Annotated in this window: 19 protein-coding genes; 15 read left to right on the top strand and 4 right to left on the bottom strand. The window is 39.5% G+C overall.

Features of this window, described 5'->3' with window-relative positions:
• Window positions 1–9 precede the first annotated feature (9 nt).
• The 3 genes from QNH29_RS16910 (at window position 10) to QNH29_RS16900 (ending at window position 3,148) form a co-directional block, all read left to right on the top strand.
• The gene (locus tag QNH29_RS16910; protein WP_283860547.1) at window positions 10–228 is read left to right on the top strand and encodes a hypothetical protein; all 219 of its coding nucleotides are present in this window, start codon (window positions 10–12) and stop codon (window positions 226–228) included.
• Between the two features lie 81 nt (window positions 229–309).
• Window positions 310–1,776 carry a CoA-acylating methylmalonate-semialdehyde dehydrogenase gene (locus QNH29_RS16905; RefSeq protein ID WP_283860546.1) on the top strand — a complete coding sequence of 489 codons (1,467 nt, stop codon included), beginning with the start codon at window positions 310–312 and terminating at the stop codon, window positions 1,774–1,776.
• 16 nt (window positions 1,777–1,792) lie between these two features.
• Window positions 1,793–3,148, top strand: a complete 1,356-nt coding sequence (locus QNH29_RS16900; RefSeq protein ID WP_283860545.1) for an aspartate aminotransferase family protein — start codon at window positions 1,793–1,795, stop codon at window positions 3,146–3,148.
• A gap of 49 nt (window positions 3,149–3,197) precedes the next feature.
• Here the strand turns inward: QNH29_RS16900 and QNH29_RS16895 are convergent, their stop codons facing one another.
• Together QNH29_RS16895 and QNH29_RS16890 are read right to left on the bottom strand one after the other, a co-directional pair.
• Complete coding sequence (locus tag QNH29_RS16895) at window positions 3,198–4,511, bottom strand: multicopper oxidase domain-containing protein (protein WP_283860544.1); 1,314 nt, start codon at window positions 4,509–4,511, stop codon at window positions 3,198–3,200.
• A gap of 52 nt (window positions 4,512–4,563) precedes the next feature.
• Window positions 4,564–5,970 (bottom strand): multicopper oxidase domain-containing protein, encoded by a 1,407-nt coding sequence (locus QNH29_RS16890; protein ID WP_283860543.1) that lies wholly within the window; start codon window positions 5,968–5,970, stop codon window positions 4,564–4,566.
• A 492-nt stretch (window positions 5,971–6,462) separates the two neighbouring features.
• Here QNH29_RS16890 and QNH29_RS16885 point away from each other — a divergent pair, with 492 nt between their 5' ends.
• From QNH29_RS16885 to QNH29_RS16835, 11 genes are all read left to right on the top strand, one after another.
• Window positions 6,463–8,706 carry a DEAD/DEAH box helicase gene (locus tag QNH29_RS16885; protein WP_283865660.1) on the top strand — a complete coding sequence of 748 codons (2,244 nt, stop codon included), beginning with the start codon at window positions 6,463–6,465 and terminating at the stop codon, window positions 8,704–8,706.
• Window positions 8,707–9,050: 344 nt separating this feature from the next.
• Entirely contained in the window at window positions 9,051–10,163 is a 1,113-nt protein-coding gene (gene proB / locus QNH29_RS16880) for a glutamate 5-kinase (RefSeq protein ID WP_283860542.1), read from the top strand.
• An 8-nt stretch (window positions 10,164–10,171) separates the two neighbouring features.
• Window positions 10,172–11,413 (top strand): glutamate-5-semialdehyde dehydrogenase, encoded by a 1,242-nt coding sequence (locus QNH29_RS16875; RefSeq protein WP_283860541.1) that lies wholly within the window; start codon window positions 10,172–10,174, stop codon window positions 11,411–11,413.
• Between the two features lie 154 nt (window positions 11,414–11,567).
• A complete protein-coding gene (locus QNH29_RS16870; protein ID WP_283860540.1) occupies window positions 11,568–13,844 on the top strand; it encodes an ATP-dependent DNA helicase in 2,277 nt (758 codons plus the stop codon).
• Between the two features lie 93 nt (window positions 13,845–13,937).
• The gene (locus QNH29_RS16865) at window positions 13,938–14,708 is read left to right on the top strand and encodes a hypothetical protein (protein WP_283860539.1); all 771 of its coding nucleotides are present in this window, start codon (window positions 13,938–13,940) and stop codon (window positions 14,706–14,708) included.
• A gap of 20 nt (window positions 14,709–14,728) precedes the next feature.
• Window positions 14,729–15,592, top strand: coding sequence for a DUF3307 domain-containing protein (locus QNH29_RS16860; RefSeq protein ID WP_283860538.1), 864 nt, complete (start codon window positions 14,729–14,731; stop codon window positions 15,590–15,592).
• Between the two features lie 131 nt (window positions 15,593–15,723).
• Window positions 15,724–15,978, top strand: a complete 255-nt coding sequence (locus tag QNH29_RS16855) for a FeoA family protein (RefSeq protein WP_283860537.1) — start codon at window positions 15,724–15,726, stop codon at window positions 15,976–15,978.
• Window positions 15,968–16,663: a FeoB small GTPase domain-containing protein gene (locus tag QNH29_RS16850; protein WP_283860536.1), complete on the top strand. Its 696-nt coding sequence runs from the start codon at window positions 15,968–15,970 to the stop codon at window positions 16,661–16,663. The genes QNH29_RS16855 and QNH29_RS16850 overlap by 11 nt, the downstream gene beginning before the upstream one ends.
• Window positions 16,660–18,033, top strand: a complete 1,374-nt coding sequence (locus QNH29_RS16845; protein ID WP_283860535.1) for a nucleoside recognition domain-containing protein — start codon at window positions 16,660–16,662, stop codon at window positions 18,031–18,033. The genes QNH29_RS16850 and QNH29_RS16845 overlap by 4 nt, the downstream gene beginning before the upstream one ends.
• 96 nt (window positions 18,034–18,129) lie before the next feature.
• On the top strand, window positions 18,130–18,654 hold the full coding sequence (locus QNH29_RS16840; RefSeq protein WP_283860534.1) for a type 1 glutamine amidotransferase domain-containing protein: 525 nt from the start codon (window positions 18,130–18,132) through the stop codon (window positions 18,652–18,654).
• Window positions 18,655–18,737: 83 nt separating this feature from the next.
• Window positions 18,738–19,010: a DUF1292 domain-containing protein gene (locus tag QNH29_RS16835; protein ID WP_283860533.1), complete on the top strand. Its 273-nt coding sequence runs from the start codon at window positions 18,738–18,740 to the stop codon at window positions 19,008–19,010.
• Between the two features lie 36 nt (window positions 19,011–19,046).
• Here QNH29_RS16835 and QNH29_RS16830 read toward each other — a convergent pair whose 3' ends face one another.
• Both QNH29_RS16830 and QNH29_RS16825 read right to left on the bottom strand, forming a co-directional pair.
• A complete protein-coding gene (locus tag QNH29_RS16830) occupies window positions 19,047–19,460 on the bottom strand; it encodes a hypothetical protein (RefSeq protein ID WP_283860532.1) in 414 nt (137 codons plus the stop codon).
• A gap of 99 nt (window positions 19,461–19,559) precedes the next feature.
• The gene (locus QNH29_RS16825; RefSeq protein ID WP_283860531.1) at window positions 19,560–20,984 is read right to left on the bottom strand and encodes a sigma-54 interaction domain-containing protein; all 1,425 of its coding nucleotides are present in this window, start codon (window positions 20,982–20,984) and stop codon (window positions 19,560–19,562) included.
• A gap of 206 nt (window positions 20,985–21,190) precedes the next feature.
• Here QNH29_RS16825 and pruA point away from each other — a divergent pair, with 206 nt between their 5' ends.
• Complete coding sequence (pruA, locus tag QNH29_RS16820) at window positions 21,191–22,735, top strand: L-glutamate gamma-semialdehyde dehydrogenase (RefSeq protein WP_283860530.1); 1,545 nt, start codon at window positions 21,191–21,193, stop codon at window positions 22,733–22,735.
• Window positions 22,736–22,760 lie beyond the last annotated feature (25 nt).

Genomic DNA, 22,760 nt, shown 5'->3' with positions numbered 1-22,760 from the left:
GAGGATACGATGTCAGATTATCAACGATATCTTAATGAACGAGATAAGCTTGATTTTTTCATTCAGAAGGGTTTTCGAATTAATGCTGTCCATGAACATTTAGATGGGGCTTCAGTTGAGTTTTATCATCCAACGAGCAAGGAAAAAGAAATATTGCTCATTGGTACTGCCAATGCAAGAAAGTATTTTTCTAGTTTACTTATCAAACAGAATCTAGGCATTAAGTAAGTTGCGAAGAAAGGGGATGGTGCTTCACCTATCCTCTTTTAGAATTTTTTGTTTAAGCACTACCATTAGGGAGGAGAGTTAATGAGCGTGACAAAAAAGGATACTACGGTTCTACAAAATCTTATTAATGGAGTTTGGGTGAGTTCAAACAGCTGCCAGACACTCGATGTCCCCAATCCTGCAACAAATGAATTACTCACAAAAGTTCCTGTTTCGACGAAAGAGGATGTATATGAGGCTGTTTCAGCAGCGAAGGAAGCGTTTAACAAGTGGAAAAAGGTTCCGGTACCAAAACGGGCAAGAATCCTCTTTAAATATCATAGTCTATTAAGTGATAACCATGAAGAGTTAGCTAGACTGATTGTCCAGGAGAATGGTAAAGCATTTAAAGAAGCATACGGGGAGGTTCAGCGTGGCATTGAGTGTGTAGAATTTGCCTCTGGAGCACCTACCTTGATGATGGGTGAAACATTATCTGGAATTGCGGAAGAAATTGATTCGGAGATGTTCCGCTACCCATTAGGAGTGGTTGGGGGAATCACTCCATTTAACTTCCCAATGATGGTGCCGCTTTGGATGTTCCCTCTAGCCGTTGCATGCGGAAATACTTTTGTGTTAAAGCCATCTGAGCGGACACCGATATTGGCTAATAGACTAGCAGAATTGTTTTCTGAAGCGGGTGCGCCTCCTGGAGTATTAAATGTCGTCCATGGTGCACACGATGTTGTAAATGGATTACTAGATCACGAAGATATCGCTGCCATCTCCTTTGTTGGTTCTCAGCCTGTGGCAAAGTATGTTTACGAACGAGCAGCAGCTAAAGGAAAAAGAGTTCAAGCCCTTTCCGGAGCGAAAAATCATCATATTGTTATGCCGGATGCCGATATGGATAAGGCAGTACAGCATATTATCTCTTCTACATTTGGAAGTGCAGGACAGCGCTGTATGGCATGCAGCGCGGTTGTCGTTGTCGGTGACAATGATTCGTTCGTTAAGGCTCTTTCGAAAAAAGCAGATGAGTTGGTCATCGGGAATGGAATGGATGACGAGGTATTATTAACTCCTGTGATTAGAAAAGAACATCGTGACAAAGTTCTTGGCTACATTGAGAAAGGGATTGAAGAAGGTGCGGACTTAATTCGTGATGGACGTAAAGAGATAAGTGAACATTGTGAAGGAAACTTCTTAGGGGCTACCATTTTCGATCATGTTACACCTGAAATGACGATAGCTAAGGAAGAAATTTTTGCCCCGGTTTTAAGTCTGCTCCGGGCCAGCGATTTAGATGAGGGATTGGAGTATATTCGGAAATCAAGATATGGAAATGGAGCTACGATATATACGAATAATGCAAAAGCAATCCGGCAATTCCGTGAAGAAGCAGATGCCGGTATGCTCGGTATTAACGTGGGTGTACCGGCAACAATGGCGTTCTTCCCATTTTCAGGCTGGAAGGATTCCTTTTATGGTGATCTCCATGTTAATGGCAAAGACGGCTTAAACTTCTATACTCGTAAAAAAATGATTACATCCCGTTTTGAAGCATAGTAAAGGAGGGAGGGACATGGTTCAAACAGGTCGTCCACATGAAGAATTACTAGCACAAGATGATAAATATTTATGGCACTCGATGAAGCCCTATCATCCACAGTCCACCATCGTGGCTGCAAAGGCAGAAGGTTCTTGGGTAACCGATACCGATGGAAAGCGCTACTTAGATGCAATGGCCGGATTATGGTGCGTGAATGTAGGTTATGGAAGAACAGAACTTGCCGACGCCGCTTATGAACAGCTAAAAGAAATGGCGTATTTTCCACTTACTCAAAGCCATGTTCCGGCTATCAAACTGGCTAAAAAATTAAATGAAATGCTTGGCGATGAATACGTGATATTTTTCTCGAACAGCGGGTCAGAGGCAAATGAAACGGCTTTTAAAATTGTCCGTCAATATCATCAACAAAGAGGGGAATATAATCGATATAAAATACTTTCCCGTTACCGCGGTTATCATGGAAATTCAATTGGAGCACTAGCAGCAACCGGCCAAGCGCAAAGAAAATATAAATATGAGCCGCTAGCCCCTGGATTCATACATGTTTCTCCGCCAGATTCCTATCGGGATGACGTCAATGTATCGGATTCAAAAGAACTTTCATCGGTAAAAGAAATTGACCGGACCATGACGTGGGAGCTAAGCGAAACGATCGCTGCGATGATTATGGAGCCAATCATTACGGGCGGTGGAATCTTAGTTCCGCCTGAGGGATACATGAAGGCGGCCAAAGAGGTTTGTGAAAAACATGGTGCTCTGTTAATCGTCGATGAAGTAATCTGTGGATTTGGCAGAACTGGAAAAGCTTTTGGCTTTATGAATTACGATGTTAAGCCCGACATTATCACAATGGCTAAAGGAATTACGAGTGGGTACCTGCCGCTTTCAGCTACAGCTGTCCGGAAAGAAATTTATGAAGCATTTAAAGGAACAGAGGAGTATGATTACTTCCGTCACGTTAACACCTTTGGCGGTAATCCAGCTGCTTGTGCCTTGGCGCTGAAAAACCTAGAAATTATGGAAAAAGAAAACCTATTTGATCGCTCGCGTGACCTTGGTAAACATATTGTCAGCGAATTAACAGGACTTCTTAAGGACCATCCATATGTTGGCGATGTTCGCGGGAAAGGATTGCTGGTTGGAATTGAATTAGTGAAGGATAAGAAGACAAAGGAACCTTTAGAGGTAACGCTGGTTAATCAAGTGATTGCAGCCTGTAAGCAGGAAGGATTATTAATTGGTAAAAACGGAGCAACTGTAGCGGGTTACAATAATGTGTTAACCCTATCTCCGCCATTAAACATAAAGAAGGAAGAAATCAATTTCATTATTAAGACTGTTAGTGATAGCATAAAAAAAATCAATTAAAATTAAAGAAGTCCTAAGTCTGATGTACTTAGGACTTTTCGCTATTTCTTTATTTTATCACAATAGGTATTCTACCGTTTATGAGGAATGCATCGCTCAAATGATGTCTATATTCGATCTGACCAAAAGAACTTAAAGATCTGCTAGACCTAAATAGCACATCCATCCTCTGGGCAGTCGACATTTCAATAGGCTCTCCGCCTGGAATCGTATAGGGTTGATTGTAACGGCCAAATGGAGGAACACCGAGTGCCCTGCCATCTACAGCGATAACCACTACATCAACCGGAAAGGTAATCTTTATTTTTGTATAGGCAGCGCATAGTAATCGGACTAGGACCGTCTGATTTCTTTTAGCGTTGATAGAAATCTGCATTCCAGCAACACCGCTATTTAGCCCAGCTGGAACCGTTAATCCAGGTCGGATTGATACTGTACTGCCTATGCGTCCTGGAAAATTAACTCCCGTGACGACAAAGTAATCAGGATTGTAATCATGAAAGGCAAAGAAATCATAGCTACCTCTGTCATTTTTATGAAAATCATCATTGACACCTGGTTCATCCCCCATCTTTGGGAAAGTCTGATGCGCATGATCAGCCTGCTCACGCCAAACAGAATCGATGTCATCAATTACCCAAAGAGCTTCCACATCATAAGGCACGGTCATGGCGTGTGGATTTCCACTCTCTAGGCTGCTTCCAACAAAACCAGGGAAATTTGGATATTTCGCTAGGTTAGCAGCTGTACGACGTGGATAGCCGCCGACATTTTTTCCATCACTAGCGTCATAGGCGTTAGGTGGTTCCACAATCAGAAACCCATATAAGCCAAAGTCGAAATGCTGAATCGTACTTCGATGGCAATGATAAAAATAACTGCCGATATGATTTGGCTGCCACTGATATGTGTATTCTCCCAATTCCATGGATGTGTGTCCAACCCCATCGTTCATAGCAGTAGGCTCGATTCCATGCCAATGAATGGTATGAGCAGGTTGACCATGTGCTTCAACATAACTATGAAAAACGACACCGCGCGGTACCCGGATCGTCGGACCAGGAAAGGTTCCTTCCGATGTCTCTGGTACATCAGGGTTACTAATTAGGAAGAATCTTAATTTTCTTCCGTCCCACATCGTTAGATCTCTGCCGTGCATTAGGTGGACTCTTTGATTATTTGGAATTTGCATAGTTGCACCAGGGATGGTTTCAGCAACAAACTTAGGTACAGGATTCGTTGGAATCAAAAGCTCAGGAGTCGGCGGACTCTCTTGTGGTGGATCGAACGATTTCACCCATTCACCCTCATGACCAACCACTGACCTGCGTGCAATCTGATGTTGGGGATTTGTAAAAGACATAGCATTGCTCCTTTATTTATTCCGTTTATTTTTAAATGGTTGCAAGCAATTGTTAATGTGCTTTCTCATGCCCTGCTGCTGGACCAGTCTCATAAGGACCATGACTCATTACAGCATCAGGAAAGGTTGTGACTCCGCCTGGAGTGTTTCGATCCCCAATAAAATCTAATCCACTCATCATGCCCATACCATAATTCCCACCTTGAGCAGATTGACTGGTTTCCGAGTGGTCGTGCATAGGATAACAAATTGGCGATAATTGAACAGAGATATCAACATTCCCAGACTTTGTTCCTTTCTTCGGAAAGTGGGTGTTCAACTCCTCTGTCGGCGGCCAGACAGGGTGAGGAACAGATCCTTCAATGGCTGGATTTGCGATGGAAATGAGCGGTTTATCTGCTAGACCAATCCCACGCTCATTGGGAACATCAGGCGGCCTTGTAAAAGGAACAACCCATTCGATTATATCCAACGGCTTGACTGTATAGGTATCTACCCAAAGGGGATTTTGCTGCACAACACCATTCACTCCTGTTACATAAACATGATTTGCATGAATGTGCAGGGAATGAAGAGATAGGCCTGCATTTAATATTCGAATCACCGCAGGTTCGCCAACTCGATGACTCGGTGTGATATAAGGGTTGTGGGCTGCAAACCACCCTGATTGCCCATTTATCGTAAAAAAGTCTGGTTTGCGATTCAAACCATCTGACCTGTACCGATCTCTTTGGTACGCACTGATAAATTGTGCTGCTGGATAGTCTCTTCCTAGCGGATAATTTCCAACTTCAGCAAAAAGACGTGAGCTGACAGCATGGAGTATCCACACATATTGTCTGAATTTTGGTGTATGCGTTGTATCGTCACCCTGTTCCCATGATAGTCCCGGGAAGTGAGAGGTCGTTCCTAAATCATCGAATAACTGTTGCACTGCTGGTGTAGGAGCAGCATAAGGTGTGAATTTATGTCCGGCCGCTGCCTGATTTGGCATGACAACCAAAGCACCGTGCAGTCCCATAATTCTGTTTACTGGAGCATTTAAATTATCGTAATATAAATAGGTCCCAGCCTTTGAAGCAACAAATTGGACGTTTTTTGTTGCTCCAGGTGCAATAGGACCACTGTTCACCATCCCAGGTATGAAAAAAGCATGTGGTTCATCAAGTCCATTTGTAATGGATACTTTAATGAGACTGCCTTCCGTTGTAAAGATATGAGGTCCAGGAATTTCTGCAGGAAAATTGGCCTCTTTGAACAACCAGAAGTAGGATTGTGCCTTAGTGTTTTTGTTGTGCGTGATCATGTCCTTTAAAGCGTCGGTTATCGTAAATTTGAGTTCTTGGACTTGTTTAACCGCAAAAAGAGAATTATTGGAAATCCAAGCAGGCATCACACTCCCTACAACCAATGCAGCAAGACCGCCTCCCGCATATTTAACAAAATCTCTTCGTTTCATCTTTACCTCCTTAAACAGTCTAGAGAAATGGTTTTACCAAGCAAATGGCCTATGTATATCCACAGAACCTAGGGATATCCGGTCAAAAGTCACAAACCGTTCTCGAAATAAAGACCTTGTTTTAAGCTGTTTTGAGTATTCAACCATGTGCGGCTGGTACTAAATAACTATTCAATTTTAAGTTTGAAAATACCTTTCTTTGCCACACGTTAACAGCAATTTTTTTATCGAGGGAATCTTTTTAAATATGACAAAATACTCGCGAGATCGAGAAGTAAAATAGGAAAAATGACTCAATTAGAAACAAAGTAAATTTAATGTTGGCTTTACAACGAAGGTATCTAGGTAAATAATAAATTTATTGTCGAAACTATCTTGTGTATAACAATTTACTAGGTACAAAGATTTATATTTTTTCGAGTTAGATTTATTTTTTTTGATAAAACATGCTATAGTAAATTGACCATTTAGAGTAGTTAAAGGATGAAAATGATGACCAAGACAGTTTATTTAAAAGAGTGGCACCAGGCACTTCAAAATGAAATACTATACTTAAAAAAATATGGCAGTAACAAATATAGAGTGACAAATGGCAGGCTGCTATCTAACGATCGAACTTTTACTTATTATTTTGATACTGCCTTTTCATTAAAAATACCAGTAGGTTCTTCCGTTACGATTGTATGGGGAGGAGTTAAACAAGGAGGCCGGACCCTTTCTTCTGAGGGAAAGGGAATGATTGTTCAGTTTGAGCAATCGTTAGGTGATTTAATCCCTGAAGCTTATATCTATCACGATCCTTGGGAACTATTGGAACAACTCAATCAACGATTAGATGAAGTCAACAATAGCAAGCAGAAACGTTTAAGAGTCAACCGATTAATGAACCCTTCAATGCCAGCAAAGCACCCTGTGGAAAAGATTAAAAGTAATGTCCATGAACTAGTGCTGCGCTCAAAATACAATCCCGTCACCTTTGTGTGGGGACCGCCAGGAACAGGAAAAACTTACACCCTTGCACGGGTTGCAGCGAATAAATATTTCCAAGAAAAAACGGTGCTTATTCTTTCGCATAGTAACCAAGCAGTCGATGTATTAATCAGTGAAACTTCAGACTTTATTAAAAAGAAAAACCGTTTTAAAGAAGGGGATGTTCTTCGGTACGGATCAAATACCGGTGTGGGAGAGGAAAATGAAGTAGCACTTACGACCAGTCAGCTTTTGCTGAAACATGAACACGGTCTTGTAGAAGATAAAAATGTATTAATAGAAGAAAGAAAAAACCTAAAACAAGATATAGCACGTTCCTTTAGTAAAAGAGATACGAATCAGCTATTGGAAATTGAGAAAAAGATTGCAAGAGTGCTTGAAAAGATACGTCAAAAAGAAATAGAGTTTGTGAAGAATGCCCTTGTGGTTGGGTCCACACTTGCAAAAGCAGCAAGTGATCCGGCTATTTATGGGAAGGAATTTGATGTTGTTATTGTTGATGAAGCAAGTATGGCGTACGTACCACAGGCAGCATTCGCTGCTTCACTTGGTAAAAGAGTAATCATCTGCGGAGATTTTAAACAATTACCGCCAATCGCTTCCTCTAGAGACTCTCTCGTTACTGAATGGCTGAAAGAGGATATTTTTCATAGCGCAGGTGTGGCAGAGTGGGTGGAGGAAGGAAAGCTCCATCCGCATTTATTCTTATTGAAAGAACAACGAAGGATGCACCCAGATATCTCTGCATTTACCAATGAATACATTTATCATTCTCTTGTAGGTGACCATGAAAGTGTACAAAACAGCAGAAGAAGGATTGTTGAACAAGCCCCTTTTTCTGAACGGGCTGCCATTCTTTTAGATACAAGCTATATGGGTGCTTTTTGTATTAATGAAAAAAGTTCTAATTCTAGGTCAAATTTATGGCAGGTTCTGATTTCTTTTCAATTGATTCATGAAGCCTATCTAAGCGGTGCTCGTTCGATTGGATATGTAACACCCTACCGGGCACAAGCAAATTTAATGGATCTCTTGCTTCAGGATTTATATGAAAAAGAACGGTTAACTGCAGATATCATTTCTGCTACCGTGCACCGCTTTCAAGGAAGTGAGAGAGATGTTATGATCTTTGATACGGTTGATTCCAATCCACAGGAACGAGCGGGAATGCTATTAACCGGAAAAGATAGTGAACGGCTTATTAATGTAGCAATTACAAGAACTAAAGGGAAATTTATCCACGTATGTAATGTCGCTTTTATCCGTAAACACGTCTATAATCGGAAAACAATTAGACAGCTTGTTGAATATCAAGAAAAACATCAGCAAAGTGTTAGAACAAAGGATATTGGCACTTGGATTAGAAATCAGCACCCTAAATTAAAGTGGATTCATGCACTAAAATTAGATAAGGTCCTCAAGGACATAGAAAATGCCCGTACTTCAATTGTTATTTCCTTGCCTGAAACGATTGTTTTACCTGAGTCATGGACTAATGTGTTACTTCATCGCAGTCACTCAGCCACACTCACTGTTATATCGGAGAAATCATGGCAAGACATACAGCCCGACTTATGGCAGGAGGATCGATGTCCATTCCCGTTTGTTGTTATTGACGGCCATGTTCTCTGGCTCGGCTTCCAGCTGGGAAGAGGAAAAGGGCTGCAGCCGCCATTTATCGCAGCAAGATTAGATTCAGAAAAAGTATCCGATTATTTAATCGGACCTCTTTTATCAAATGACTAAGATGATAGAAAGAAGTAATATTTTAATTTTCAAAAAACATCCTTGACAATTCACTCATTTCTTTAGATAATAAATAAAATTACAAAATGTTAATGGTATGGGATTAGTAAACTTGGGAACGTGATAGAGAGTGAAACCCAAAGGCTGTAAGGTTTCTCACGGGAAAGAGATTGAACCTGCCCTTTTTACACCGCTTATGAAAACATGAGCCGTTCTCCCTCGTTACGGAGTCAAAGTGGGTGCTTAACGCATCAATGAAGGTGGTACCGCGGAAACGATTCTTCCGTCCTTTTTATAAGGACAGAAGAGTCGTTTTTTATTTTTTTTAGAGGGGTAAGAGTACGATGAAGAAACAACTTGTAGTAGTAAAAATAGGAAGCAGTTCGTTAACTACAGCTTCAGGAAGTATTTCTGAAGAGAAAATCCGTGACCATGTCGAAGCACTTGCCTGCATAAAAGAACAAGGACATGATGTCATCCTGATCTCTTCCGGTGCAGTCGCAGCAGGCTTTGGGGCGCTTGGTTATCAGACGAGACCAAAAAGTACAGCAGGAAAGCAGGCTGCCGCTGCAGTTGGGCAGGGATTATTAATGCAGCATTATCATTTACAATTTAAAGAGTTTGGTATTGTCCCAGCCCAAATTCTATTAACTAGAGAAGATTTTTACAGTCTTGAGCGTTTCCACAATCTCTACAATACCATGTCGGAACTGCTTCAAAGGGGCGTTATACCGATTATTAATGAAAACGATTCTGTTTCAATTGAGGAATTAACCTTTGGGGACAATGATATGCTGTCTGCTCTTGTCAGCGGGTTTTTACATGCCAATGCTTTAATCATCTTAACAGATGTAAACGGCTTATATAATGGAAATCCAAAAGTGATGAAGGATGCGAAAAAATATGACTTCATTCCGAGGATAAACGATGAACTGCTTGAAGCAGCAGGAGGAAGTGGTTCTTCCGTGGGAACAGGCGGAATGAAATCAAAGCTTTTGGCAGCCAAAAAGGCTCTTTCATTTGGAGTTAGTGTCTTTGTCGGAAAAGGTCAAGGGAAGGAAAAACTCTTAACTATTTTAGAGGGCAGAGGCGACGGTACTTATATTGGAGGTTCTTTTCAGACACAAATGCAAAAGAAAAAGCAATGGATCGCCTATCATTCTCATACAGCTGGCATTGTCGAAATTGATGACGGGGCAGAAGAGGCAATTGTTACAAATGGTAAAAGTCTGCTGCCTGTTGGTGTAACGAAGGTAATTGGTGATTTTAGTGCAATGGATGTTGTCGAGGTCCACAATCAAAGAGGTGAATTGATTGGTAAAGGACAAATCTATTATTCTTCTAAGAATTTACATTTGATTAAAGGATTACCTGGAGAGAAAACGAAAAATTATTCCATCAATAAACGTGCAGAAGTGATCCATCGAAATAACTGGGTCTCTTTGCCAGAGGAGTGAATGTTGTGATGAGTGAATTACTAGAAAAAGCAAAAAAACTAAGAATAGCCTCAAAGGATCTTGCTATTCTCTCTACAGAGGAGAAAAATGAAGCCTTAGCAAAAATGGCGGACCGATTACTTACAGAAAAGGAATTGATCCTTTCTGAAAATGCTAAAGATATTCAAGCAGGAAAGGAAAATGGATTTTCTCCTTCTTTGTTGGATCGGTTATTGCTTACTGAAGAAAGAATCGAACAAATCGTGGAAGGGATTCGTCAGTTGATTGAACTCCAAGATCCAATTGGAGAAACCATTGAAGCTTGGGAGCGCCCGAATGGTTTACAGATTCATACTGTTCGTGTTCCGCTCGGTGTCATCGGAATGGTGTATGAAGCTCGTCCGAATGTTACGGTTGACGCAGGCAGCCTGTGCTTAAAAGCGGGAAATGCTGTTCTTTTACGAGGAAGCACTTCGGCTCTTTACTCTAATAAGGCCCTTGTTAAAGTAATGCGTGAGGCTCTAGCCGATAGTAAAATTCCGGCAGATGCCGTTCAGCTGCTCGAGGATACGAGTAGGGAAACAGCTTCGCAAATGTTTAAACTAAATGAATATCTTGATGTGCTGATTCCTCGCGGCGGTGCCGGTTTGATTCAATCTGTTATTCAAAATGCGACAGTACCTGTGCTTGAAACGGGTGTTGGGAATTGTCATATATTTATTGATGAAAGTGCACAAAAGCAAATGGCGATTGATATTACAATAAATGCAAAATTGCATCGTCCATCCGTATGTAATGCTGCTGAAACCCTTCTCCTTCATCAGAATTGGCCATATATATCAGAGGTGGTTCATTCCTTAAAGGAAAAAGGTGTTGAGCTTAGAGGTGATGAAGAGCTTGCTGCTCAATACCCATTTGTAAAAATAGCAGTTGAAGAGGACTGGCAGAATGAATTTTTAGCACCAATTCTAGCCGTGAAAGTAGTTAAAGGTGTGAAGGAAGCCATCCAACATATTGACCAATACGGTACAAAGCATTCGGAAGCGATCATAAGTGAAAAAGATGAAAATGTACGGTTGTTCTTCCAAGCAGTCGACGCAGCTGTTGTTTATCATAATGCATCCACCCGTTTTACTGATGGGGAACAATTTGGCTATGGTGCTGAAATTGGAATTAGCACACAAAAGCTACATGCTCGCGGACCGATGGGGCTAAAAGCCATTACTACAACAAAAGCAATCGTGCAGGGGACAGGTCAAATTCGTTCATAATAAGTAATGGAGAACAAGCGAGATTCTTGTTCTCTATTTTTTTTGTTCATTCCATAAGGTGAAGATAGATTTTTGAGTAATTGTCCCAAATGTATCGGATTCTGTTATAATAATATACAAACATATATTCTTATTTTGGAGTAGGTGGATATTCTTGGCAACTACCATACAAATAGCGGTTAGAACGCTTGTGGAACATGTTTATAGAAGCGGCAGTATTGATTCCAAGTTCAGATCACAGTCCACGTTGTTAGATGGAACAAGAATTCACCAAAAAATCCAACATACCTATCAAGAATCAGATCAAAAGGAAGTTTATCTCCGGACTGACCTGTCTTTTAAAGACCTTGTATTTACAATTGATGGCAGATGTGATGGATTATTATTCCGCGACGGAGAGGTAATCATAGATGAGATTAAATCCACCTCTCATCACTTGGAACACCTTGGACAAGAAGGTCTTCCTGTTCATTGGGCCCAAGCAAAAATGTACGCTTATATTTATGCTCAGGATCATCAGTTACAGGAAATTTTCGTACAGCTTACCTATGTACAGGTTGAGAGTGATGAGAAAAAATATTATAAACAGTGTTTTACCCTTGAGGATTTAGAGATATTTGTTCATGAGGTAGCAGAGAGTTATTACCCTTATGCTAAATTACTTCATGATCATCGGAAAGCACGGAATAATAGTAGTAAACAACTGGTTTTCCCATTTGAATCTTACCGTGCTGGACAAAGGAAATTAGCTGGCGCTGTTTATAAAACGATATCAGAAGAAAAAAGTTTGTTTGTAAAGGCTCCGACTGGGATTGGCAAAACGATTTCAACCTTTTTCCCGGCAGTCAAAGCCATGGGGGAAGGATATTTAAATCGTATTTTTTATCTTACCGCGAAAACTATAACCCGGACAACGGCAGAAGAGGCTGCAGAACGTATGCGGTCCTGCGGGTTATGTATGAAAACCGTAACGATTACCGCTAAGGATAAGGTTTGTTTTAAGGATGAAACGAAATGTCAAAAGGATTATTGTGAGTTTGCTGATGGCTATTATGATCGAATAAATGAAGCTGTATTAGATATCGTATCGAATGAAAATTCTATGAATCGTGAGGTAATCGAGACTTACGCCCGTAAGCATACCATTTGTCCTTTTGAATTCTCAATTGACCTTGCTTATGCAGTTGACGCTGTCATTTGTGATTATAATTATATTTTTGACCCTCGCGTCTCGTTAAAACGATTGTTTGAGGATCAGAAGAAGTCCACAGTTTTATTAATCGACGAAGCTCATAATCTGGTTGACCGAGGTCGAGAAATGTTTTCTGCCTCTTTAAAGAAATATTCTTTTCTTCAATTGAAAAAGGAATTTAAAACGGTTAATAAGATTGTTTATGATGGTGCTTCTAAGATAAATGCTTGGTTTATCTCTTTGAAAAAGAATCATCCGGAACAGAGTGAATTTACTTTAGAGCAGCTTGATGAAGAACTGGTTGAGTTATTAACCCAATTTAATGAAGGTGCAGAGCTTTTTCTACAAAAGGAAAATGCTCCAAACCTTTTGGAGCTGTACTTTCAAGTGAATGCCTTCTTGAAAATTGTTGAATTACTTGATGACCACTTTGTCATCTATGGGGAGAAAAATAATAACGATATAACACTAAAGTTGTTCTGCATCGACCCATCCAAACAGCTGCAGAAGATGGGAAAAAACTATCGTTCGAAAGCCTTGTTTTCTGCCACGCTGTCGCCGCTATCTTATTATCGTGATATACTAGGCGGCCAAGAGGACGATTATTCACTTTCGATTCCTTCACCATTTAAAGAGGAACAGACAGATATTTTTATCAAGCCGCTTTCGACTAGATATCGTGACAGAGAGAAAACCAAAGAGCCTATTGCCTCCATGATCCATGCCTTAGTACAGAATCGACCAGGTAATTATTTAGTCTTTTTCCCGTCTTATCAATATCTACTAGCGGTGTATGAACAATTTAAAAAAGAATTCCCTGGAATCAATACCTTACTTCAAGGTGCGGGAATGTCTGAAGAGGAAAGAGAATTATTTTTGGCAGAATTTAAACCAAATCAAAGCGAGACATTAATCGGTTTCGCCGTATTAGGCGGTATTTTTTCAGAAGGTGTTGATTTAAAGGGTGACCGGTTAAATGGTGTAGTGGTGATAGGTGTCGGCCTGCCGCAGCTTTGTTATGAACGTAATTTGATAAAAGATCATTTTAATCAAAAGGAAAAAAGCGGATATGATTATGCTTATGTATTTCCTGGAATGAACAAAGTATTACAGGCAGGAGGGCGGTTAATCCGCTCGGAAGAGGATCATGGAACCATTGTGCTCGTAGACGACCGGTTTTTACAAAGGCAGTATCGAGAATTACTTCCGCTAGAGTGGCGACGTTTTACCGTTATTTAGGAGCATTTTAATCGAATGGGATGGAAGTTTGACTATTTACTCTATATTCATTAAAATTAGACTATATAATCTAATTTATTAAAGGAGTAAGTGATGAATCATCCTGTTTCAATTTTTATATTAGATGTAAGTAACTCTTCATCCGCAGAAATGGGAGAAGAATTAACCAACTACCTTGATGAGCTGGTATACTGGATTACTGTTTGGACTCAGGAGTCCGGCCATTGTAAAGTAAAACACCGTGCGGGTGATGAAATTATTTTTGCTGGTTATGGTTATTCTACTGCCTATATTATCGCTTTTTTTATAAGCCGGGTTTGGAGGTATCGTGACCATACCCCTTATTTTGGTTTGTCCTTTGGTGATAGTGATAAGGAGTTAGAAGAAATCGATATTGAAAAGTGGATCCACCCGTTAATTAAGCAGGCGAGATATGCAAATGATTTGTTAAAAAAAGAGCAAGTCAGACCGTTATTTAAATTTGAACTTGATCAATTTTATCAAAATAATTCACCCTTTCCATATAACCAGTTTCGCAATGAGTTTGAGGTTTTAATCAATTCATTATTACGTGTTCAGATGATCATGTTGAAAGAACAAACTCCTATTCAGGAACAGGTTTTTACCTGCCATCTGATTTTACAGCAGCAAAAGGCAGTAGCAAAACTGCTTGAAAAAACAGCACCGACAATTTCGAGTCACTACAAAAAAGGGAAATCTGAAGAAATCATTAAAATTTTTACTGAACTGGTCACGATTTTAGATTCATTGCAGGAAAAATCATTTAACCAAGTGAAAGCAAATAGTGAATCATTAATGGAATCTATTAGAAATCATTTGAAAATAAATTATTTTAAGCAATAATCTGATAGAGAGGAGTTTCCATGACATTATTATCCCTTATTCTCGGCCATCTCATAGCGGATTTTTACTTGCAGACAGATGAAATGGTAGTAGATAAGATGAAAAATATAAAAAAGCATATCTTCCATCATTTCCTTGTAAATCTACTTGTGCTGACTGTTTTTTACCTTTTTTCTTTTCAAGAAACGAGTGTTTATAATGGTCTTATTTTTCCATTGGTCTTTATTGTTAGCAGCCATTTTTTTATCGACATCCTTAAAATTCGTCTCTTGGATACCTTGAAAATAACCAATGAAGAAAATTTAAAAAGAGCTAGTTTTTTTCTTGTTGATCAGCTGATACACCTTGCTATGATTCTGCTTGCTGCATGGATTTTTTTAGGGTTTAAACTTGCAGGAATTCAAGAAGTTTTTCTGAACGGGAAAGAGTTGGGTACGATTAACTCGATTTTATTTATTATTATTGTTATGATTCTTGCCACAAGTGTAAGTGGGCATATGATAAAAATCCTGTTAGGTTCACTGCCGAATCAGCTTTTAACCTTTGAAGGTAAATATACATTCAAAAACGAACGGCAAGAGGCTCAATATGCAAAGAATCATACGGGTAATAGAGTGTTGGCGGAGGAATATAATTATACAATCTTTAGTAAACATGACCTCTCTAGGGGGAGATTGATTGGCTATATTGAGAGATTATTAGTCTTAGTGTTGACCTTTTATAGTGCTTATCCAGCCATTGGATTTATCGTCGCTGCTAAGTCCATTGCACGGTTCAAACAAATGGATGACCGGAACTGGGCAGAGTATTTTCTATTGGGTACACTTACATCGATGTTCATAGGTATAACACTTGGAATACTCTTAAGGGAAGTATTGACTTAAATTTTAATTTTTAGCTGCCTAAAAGTAGGCAGCTAATTTTTTTTTCGAAACCATAACACAAGTTGTATGTTTTAGCATATAATTAAGAAAAAGTTGCACGAAGGAAAAACTTTAACAAGGGGGAAAGAGATATGAGCATACCAAAAACAATGAAACTTGTTGATGGTGAGAAGGGAAATCTTATTCAAATTACTTCTTTGAATCTGGACGGCGTGATGAGAAGAAGATTGTTGGATTTAGGCTTTGTTGCAGGGGCGATTGTCGAGGTCATTAGAAAAAGCCCTTTAGGTGATCCAATTGCTTTTCGGGTGAGTCAGACGACAATAGCGTTAAGAAAAGAGGAAAGCTCACGGATAGAAGGAGTGTTGATGACAGATGGGGAATAGTTATCGAGTGGCCTTGGCGGGAAACCCGAATACCGGTAAAAGTACTTTATTTAATGCCTTAACGGGTTTAAGACAGCATACAGGTAACTGGGCTGGAAAAACTGTTTCGCTCGCACAAGGGAATGTTCAGTATAAAAATAAAACGTTTCATTTGATTGATCTACCAGGCACTTATTCGCTTTTTTCCAATTCAAGTGATGAAGAGGTGGCACGAAACTATATTGTGTTCGAAAAACCCGATGTTACTGTGGTTGTATTGGATGCTACATCCCTGGAAAGGAACTTTAATTTAGCCTTACAAGTTTTAGAAATGACAAAGAATGTAATTATTTGTATTAACTTAATTGATGTGGCAGAAAAACGAGGGATTAACATTAATGAGCGAGTTTTAACAAATCGGTTAGGAGTTCCAGTCATTAAAATATCGGCCCGAAACAAAAAAGGATTTCCTATGCTTCTTGATACAATAGACCGAATCCTGACCGGGGCTATCGAATGTCAACCTGTTCAAACGACCTACCCTGATGATATTGAAGAGCAAATAAAGAAAATTGAACCAAAAGTTACTGAGTTTATTGGAAATCAATTGTCGGCCCGTTGGGTTTCGTTAAGATTGTTGGATGGTGATGAAAAATTACTGAATGAAATCTCGAAGCGATTTGGACAAAAGGAGGCAGAAGAATGAGTATAGAACAGCTTTACACAGAAGCGCAGCAGCTTTCAACTGCTAAGTTGCGAGATGATATTGTTCAGCAGCTCTATGAACATAGCCACCGACTATGTAGGGAAGGGATAAAATATACAGAATCCAAAAAAGATACTAGGACAGAAAAGCTTGACGCGATTTTCACCTCTTCGATCTTTGGTTTTCCGATTATGCTTACGATGTTGGGAGTATTGTTTTATTTAACCATTGCAGGAGCAAATATACCATCCTCAATGTTAGCAGAGTTTTTTGGTTCAATGGAGAAGTATTTAACTGCATTTTTTACGTTTATTCAATCACCTGACTGGGTTCATGGAATTCTTGTTCTTGGTTTATATCGTGGAACAACATGGGTTATTAGTGTCATGCTGCCTCCAATGGCGATTTTTTTTCCAACCTTCGCTCTTTTAGAGAATTATGGCTACCTCCCACGTGTTGCCTTTAATATGGATCGCTTGTTTAAAAGGGTAGGTGCCCATGGTAAACAATCCTTAACGATGGCTATGGGTTTTGGCTGTAATGCAGCTGCGGTGATTTCTACGAGGATTATTGAATCTCCTAGAGAACGTATGCTGGCGATATTGACAAATAATTTTGTGCCTTGTAACGGGCGTTGGGGCACGTTAATTGTATTGGCCTCATTATTCATGGCCGCCAATTTTACAGGCGGGCTTAAATCACTAGTTACAACTGGAGTGATTGTCGGAATCGTACTGTTTGGTATCATTGTCACCTTTTTTGTCTCCTGGGTGCTCTCCAAAACAGCATTAAAAGGGATTCCAAGCCACTATACGTTAGAACTTCCGCCGTACAGGAAACCTAAGATTTTTGATACGGTGGTCCGCTCATCCCTAACAAGATCATGGTCTGTATTAATGCGAGCCGTGAAAGTTGCAGCACCTGCAGCAATTCTAACATGGGTTTTTGCTAACATTTTTATTGGTGATACCAGTATTCTGATGTATGCAGTCGAGTTCTTAAATCCCTTTGGAAAGTTGCTAGGTCTTGATGGATATATTATGATGGCGTTTATTTTAGGCTTGCCAGCGAATGAAATTGTCCTGCCCATCCTGTTAATGGGTTATCTATCGACAGGATCCTTAACAGAGGTGGATAGCTTAGTCGATTTAAAGCAAATCTTTCTTGAACATGGCTGGACGTGGCTAACTGCGCTAAATATGATGTTATTTTCACTGCTGCATTATCCGTGCGGAACAACGCTATTAAATATTTATAAGGAAACGAAAAGTAAAAAATGGACGTTCCTGGCCTTTCTGATTCCAACGGTGATAGCGATCCTTGTTCCTCTAATTATTGCCCAAACGGTTAGATTCTTTGGTTGGCTGTAATGTGAAAGACACCACTGTGTATTCGTTAAAGTGGTGTCTTTTTTGTTGGTTTGTTTTTTCTATGTCATAATAATCAAGAAGGAGGAGATAACAATTATGCGTTTAACAAGTAAGAAGGTAGTAAGTCTTGTTCATCATGATTTTGAAGATCTTGAATTATGGTATCCCATACTAAGACTTAGAGAAGAAGGAGCAGTTGTTCATTTAGCGGGTGAGAAGGCTGAGGATGAATACATAGGAAAATACGGTGTACCGGCAAAATCGGATTTCTCCTATAGTGATATTAAAGGAGAAGAGTACGATGCCATTTTGGTTCCAGGAGGCTGGGCACCCGATAAGATTCGCCGCTTTCCTGAAGTCCTTTCACTGCTTCAACATTTCGAACAAAACAAGAAGCCGATTGGGCAAATCTGTCATGCTGGCTGGGTTTTAATCTCTGCAAAAATCTTGCAGGGCAAAAAGGTAACTAGTACACCAGGAATTAAGGATGATATGGAGAATGCCGGTGCAACTTGGTATGATGAACCGGTTGTGGTCGACGGACATCTTGTATCAAGCAGACGCCCACCGGATTTACCGGATTATATGCGCGAATTTATTAAAGTCATTGAGCAAAAATAAGTTATTTTTAAGCATTATTTCCAACTGTTTTAGAGATACTGATGGAATGAAATACTAATTCTAAATAAGAGGGAGAATACAACATGGCTAATATCGAAGTAGGCGAAGTTTTTACAATCAGTGATGAAACAGAGCAAGAACAAGAAGTAGAAGTACTAGCTTCCATCAATATAGAAGGAACCAATTATGTGGCGGTAGGTTTTGTGGAAGATATTAAAGAGGAAACAGACGAAGATATTGATATTTTCTTCTTGAAAGTGGACGAAGATGGAGATTTAACTGCAATCGAAAGCGATGAAGAATTTGATAAAGTTTCGGCAGCTTTTGAGGAGATTATGGATGAGGAAGAAGAATAGAAAAAAGCTGGCATTTAGCCAGCTTTTTTAAATGTATTATTCAATCACTTGACTACCACCAGGTTCTCCATTTAGGAAATAGAATACTTCCAACTTTCCATCACTTGTAAAAAAGGGTACAGCAACACCAATAGCACCAGTTTCAATAATCACTGGACTTTCTGGATCATTGGGAACTAAGTGAACATCCTTAATAAATCTGGTAACTTCAGCTTTACTAATTCCCTTCCATTTATAGCCGCTTTCTAAGTTAGTTAATTTTAATGTCTTAAACTCGTCACTTGCTAAAAACTCCGCAACAATTTTGTTTTTTTCGGCACCATCTAGAATTATAAAGGAATCACAAAAACAATCTTCCTCACCCTCGTGTGCAAAAGCTACATTCCCTGAGCCTACAAACATCAATAAAACAATCAAACTAGTAAAAAGTAATGTTAACAACTTTTTCATATATTTTCCTCCTTTTGTGTTCTACTTATATATTCCTTTATTTCTCGACAATTTCCTGCAAATATTGTGAATTTTTTTGGACAATTTTACTAGTTCTTGTTACTTATTCTTGATGTTTAGCTTTTTCATACGATATTGAAGACTTTGGCGGCTTAACCCTAGTACATCTGCAGTTCTTGAAATGTTGTAGTCATTATCTTTCCAGACATGTTCAATATAGGACTTTTCGAAGTATTCCATTTGATCCTTCAGTGAAGCAGGTATATCGGTCCGTTCTTTAATAAAGCTATCCACCGAGGTAGCGGGAATATTTTTTTCTTTTCCGTGCATTTTGCTGCGGTATTGATAAGGCAGATGTGAATAGCTAATGATATCTTCATCATCCATAATAATATTCATTGCCGCTTCAATGATGTGCTCCAGCTCACGGACATTACCTGTCCAATCATATTCCAAAAACGATTGCTTCACTTCATCCGATAGACCCTTTACATTCATTTGAAAAAGCTCATTGTATTTTTTAATAAAATGTTGGACGAGCAGAGGGATATCTTCTTTTCGTTCTCTCAAAGGCGGAATGAAGACAGTAACTACTCCAAGGCGGTAATATAAGTCTTTACGCATATGATTATTGGTTATCGCATCAATTGGGTCTTCGTTAATATTTGCGATCACACGAACATCGACAGGGGTATCCTTTGTATCCCCAACCCGGCGGATGGTTTTTTCTTGAAGTGCACGAAGTAGTTTAGCCTGAAGATTTAGATTAAGAGAATTAATCTCATCAAGTAACAACGTTCCGCCGTTTGCCTGTTCAAATAGTCCTGGCTGGTCGATGGCTCCTGTAAAAGCACCGCGCTTTGTTCCAAATAAAAGACTTTCTATTAAGTTATCAGGTAATGCCGCACAGTTTTGAGAGATAAAGGGACCAGAAAAACGACTGCTGGCATTATGTATACTTTGGGCAAACAGTTCTTTTCCAGTTCCTGTTTCTCCAACAATTAAGACGTAAGAAGAGGTCCGTGCAGCACGCTTTGCTCCTTCAATGACTTCCTTCATGACTGTACTGTTTCCTGTAATACTTTCAAATGTATATCTAGTACTTCCTTTACGTGTGATATTGCCTTTTATTAATCGTTCCAGCTTTGTCACGTCATTTGCAATCTCTACTGCCCCTAACAGTTGATCGTTTTCATAAATTGGAATGGTATTATTGTTGGTAGTAATTTCCCTGCCCCTGTTATTAAAATAGGTTTGTTTAACATTTTTTGTTTCATTACCTTCCTGCAGTGCTTTTACAAGTGTACTAGATTGATCTTCTTTAAACATAAAGACATCTAAGAGATTTTTATTCATTACATCTTCGACATCCATTGATTCAATTTGAGCCATTTTATGATTATAAATAACCGTATTCCCCGAAGCGTCTACAGCATGGACCCCAACATCCACTTCATCTAAGATTCTTTTATACATGGAATTAAGATAGCGCAGGTATTCAACCGTCATTTTTGTTTGTACCATGTGAGTCATTCCCCTTATTGTTTATCTTTCTATTAAAACAAATAATCTAAATTAGAGCAAAATATTTTTGCGTTAAAAAATATTTAATAATTTTGCGCAAAAATATTTTGCTCTTAATAACATAAATCCCTTATTAATATAGCATTTTATATTTGGCACGATACTTGCATTATTATATTTGAACAAACAACAAGGGGGAAAAATAAATGAAACCGTATACTCATGAACCATTTACTAATTTCGGTGATGAATCAAATAAACTAGCTTTTCAACAAGCTCTTGCGTATGTGCAATCCCAGCTTGGAAAGGAATATCCAGTTGTAATTGGCGGGGAGAACATTACGACGGATAAAAAGATTCAATCTATTAATCCAGCAAATAAAGAAGAAGTCATCGGCAGTGTGTCCATGGCAGACCAAGAACTTGCTGAAAAGGCGATGCAAACCGCATTAACGGCATTTGAATCATGGAAAAAATGGAAGCCTGAGCACCGTGCCAATATTTTATTTCGTGCTGCTGCAATGATGCGCCGCCGCAAACATGAGTTTTCTGCTTATCTAGTAAAAGAGGCAGGCAAGCCATGGAAGGAAGCAGACGCAGATACAGCAGAAGCAATTGATTTTATCGAATACTATGGAAGGCAAATGCTGCGAATTAAAGAAGGTTTTCCTGTACAAAGCCGTGATGGTGAATACAATCAATATCATTACATTCCCCTAGGAGTGGGAATCATTATTTCGCCATTTAACTTCCCATTGGCGATTATGGCAGGAACAACCGTTGCAGCAATTGTCTCTGGTAACACCGTACTTTTAAAGCCTGCTAACTCAACACCGATCGTGGCTGCAAAGTTTGTCGAGCTAATGCATGAGGCAGGCCTTCCAAATGGAGTATTAAACTTTGTACCTGGAAGCGGTGCTCAAATTGGTGATTACCTAGTTGACCATCCAAAAACTCGTTTCATTTCCTTCACTGGTTCTCGTGAAGTAGGCTGCAGAATCAATGAACGAGCTGCAAAAGTCCACCAAGGTCAAATCTGGATTAAACGCGTCATTGCTGAAATGGGCGGTAAGGATACGGTTGTTGTCGACAATGATGCAGACTTGGATTTAGCTGCAGCGAGCATTGTGTACTCTGCTTTTGGATTCTCAGGTCAAAAATGTTCTGCAGGATCTCGTGCGGTCGTTCATCAAGATGTTTACGAAGAAGTGCTAGAAAAGGCTGTGGCGCTAACCAAAACACTGACAATAGGTAACCCAGAAGATTATTCTAATTATATGGGTCCAGTAATCGATGAAAAATCATTTAAGAAAATCATGAATTATATCGAAGTAGGTAAACAGGAAGGAAGATTAATGACTGGCGGAGAAGGCGATGACACCGAGGGTTACTTTATCCAACCAACGATTTTTGCAGATTTAGATGAAAATGCACGTCTTATGCAAGAGGAGATTTTTGGACCAGTTCTAGCTTTCTCAAAAGCTCGTGATTTTGATCATATGATGCAAATCGCCAACAACACAGATTACGGTCTAACAGGAGCTTTAATTTCCAACAACCGTGAACATATTGAACGTGCCCGAGAAGAATTTCATGTTGGAAATCTTTACTTTAACCGTACATGTACAGGAGCAATTGTTGGATATCAGCCTTTTGGCGGATTCAATATGTCAGGGACAGACTCTAAAGCAGGCGGTCCTGACTACCTACTGCTCCATATGCAAGCAAAAACAACATCCGAAATGCTATAAGGGGGAAGGAACAATGAATACCATT

It is taken from the genome of Neobacillus sp. DY30 (assembly GCF_030123065.1).
GTDB lineage: Bacteria > Bacillota > Bacilli > Bacillales > Cytobacillaceae > Neobacillus.
The sequence above is the reverse complement of the archived record's forward strand: the minus strand, read 5'-3'. Positions and strand labels throughout refer to the sequence as shown.

Bases quoted from the DNA above. Each gene is read 5' to 3' on its own strand.
- proB (WP_283860542.1), top strand. From the start codon at position 9,051: ATGAAGAAACAACTTGTAGTAGTAAAAATAGGAAGCAGTTCGTTAACT.
- QNH29_RS16835 (WP_283860533.1), top strand. From the start codon at position 18,738: ATGGCTAATATCGAAGTAGGCGAAGTTTTTACAATCAGTGATGAAACA.
- QNH29_RS16830 (WP_283860532.1), bottom strand. From the start codon at position 19,460: ATGAAAAAGTTGTTAACATTACTTTTTACTAGTTTGATTGTTTTATTG.
- QNH29_RS16840 (WP_283860534.1), top strand. From the start codon at position 18,130: ATGCGTTTAACAAGTAAGAAGGTAGTAAGTCTTGTTCATCATGATTTT.
- QNH29_RS16865 (WP_283860539.1), top strand. From the start codon at position 13,938: ATGAATCATCCTGTTTCAATTTTTATATTAGATGTAAGTAACTCTTCA.
- QNH29_RS16895 (WP_283860544.1), bottom strand. From the start codon at position 4,511: ATGTCTTTTACAAATCCCCAACATCAGATTGCACGCAGGTCAGTGGTT.
- QNH29_RS16885 (WP_283865660.1), top strand. From the start codon at position 6,463: ATGACCAAGACAGTTTATTTAAAAGAGTGGCACCAGGCACTTCAAAAT.
- QNH29_RS16905 (WP_283860546.1), top strand. From the start codon at position 310: ATGAGCGTGACAAAAAAGGATACTACGGTTCTACAAAATCTTATTAAT.
- QNH29_RS16860 (WP_283860538.1), top strand. From the start codon at position 14,729: ATGACATTATTATCCCTTATTCTCGGCCATCTCATAGCGGATTTTTAC.
- QNH29_RS16845 (WP_283860535.1), top strand. From the start codon at position 16,660: ATGAGTATAGAACAGCTTTACACAGAAGCGCAGCAGCTTTCAACTGCT.
- pruA (WP_283860530.1), top strand. From the start codon at position 21,191: ATGAAACCGTATACTCATGAACCATTTACTAATTTCGGTGATGAATCA.
- QNH29_RS16910 (WP_283860547.1), top strand. From the start codon at position 10: ATGTCAGATTATCAACGATATCTTAATGAACGAGATAAGCTTGATTTT.
- QNH29_RS16855 (WP_283860537.1), top strand. From the start codon at position 15,724: ATGAGCATACCAAAAACAATGAAACTTGTTGATGGTGAGAAGGGAAAT.
- QNH29_RS16875 (WP_283860541.1), top strand. From the start codon at position 10,172: ATGAGTGAATTACTAGAAAAAGCAAAAAAACTAAGAATAGCCTCAAAG.
- QNH29_RS16890 (WP_283860543.1), bottom strand. From the start codon at position 5,970: ATGAAACGAAGAGATTTTGTTAAATATGCGGGAGGCGGTCTTGCTGCA.
- QNH29_RS16850 (WP_283860536.1), top strand. From the start codon at position 15,968: ATGGGGAATAGTTATCGAGTGGCCTTGGCGGGAAACCCGAATACCGGT.
- QNH29_RS16825 (WP_283860531.1), bottom strand. From the start codon at position 20,984: ATGGTACAAACAAAAATGACGGTTGAATACCTGCGCTATCTTAATTCC.
- QNH29_RS16900 (WP_283860545.1), top strand. From the start codon at position 1,793: ATGGTTCAAACAGGTCGTCCACATGAAGAATTACTAGCACAAGATGAT.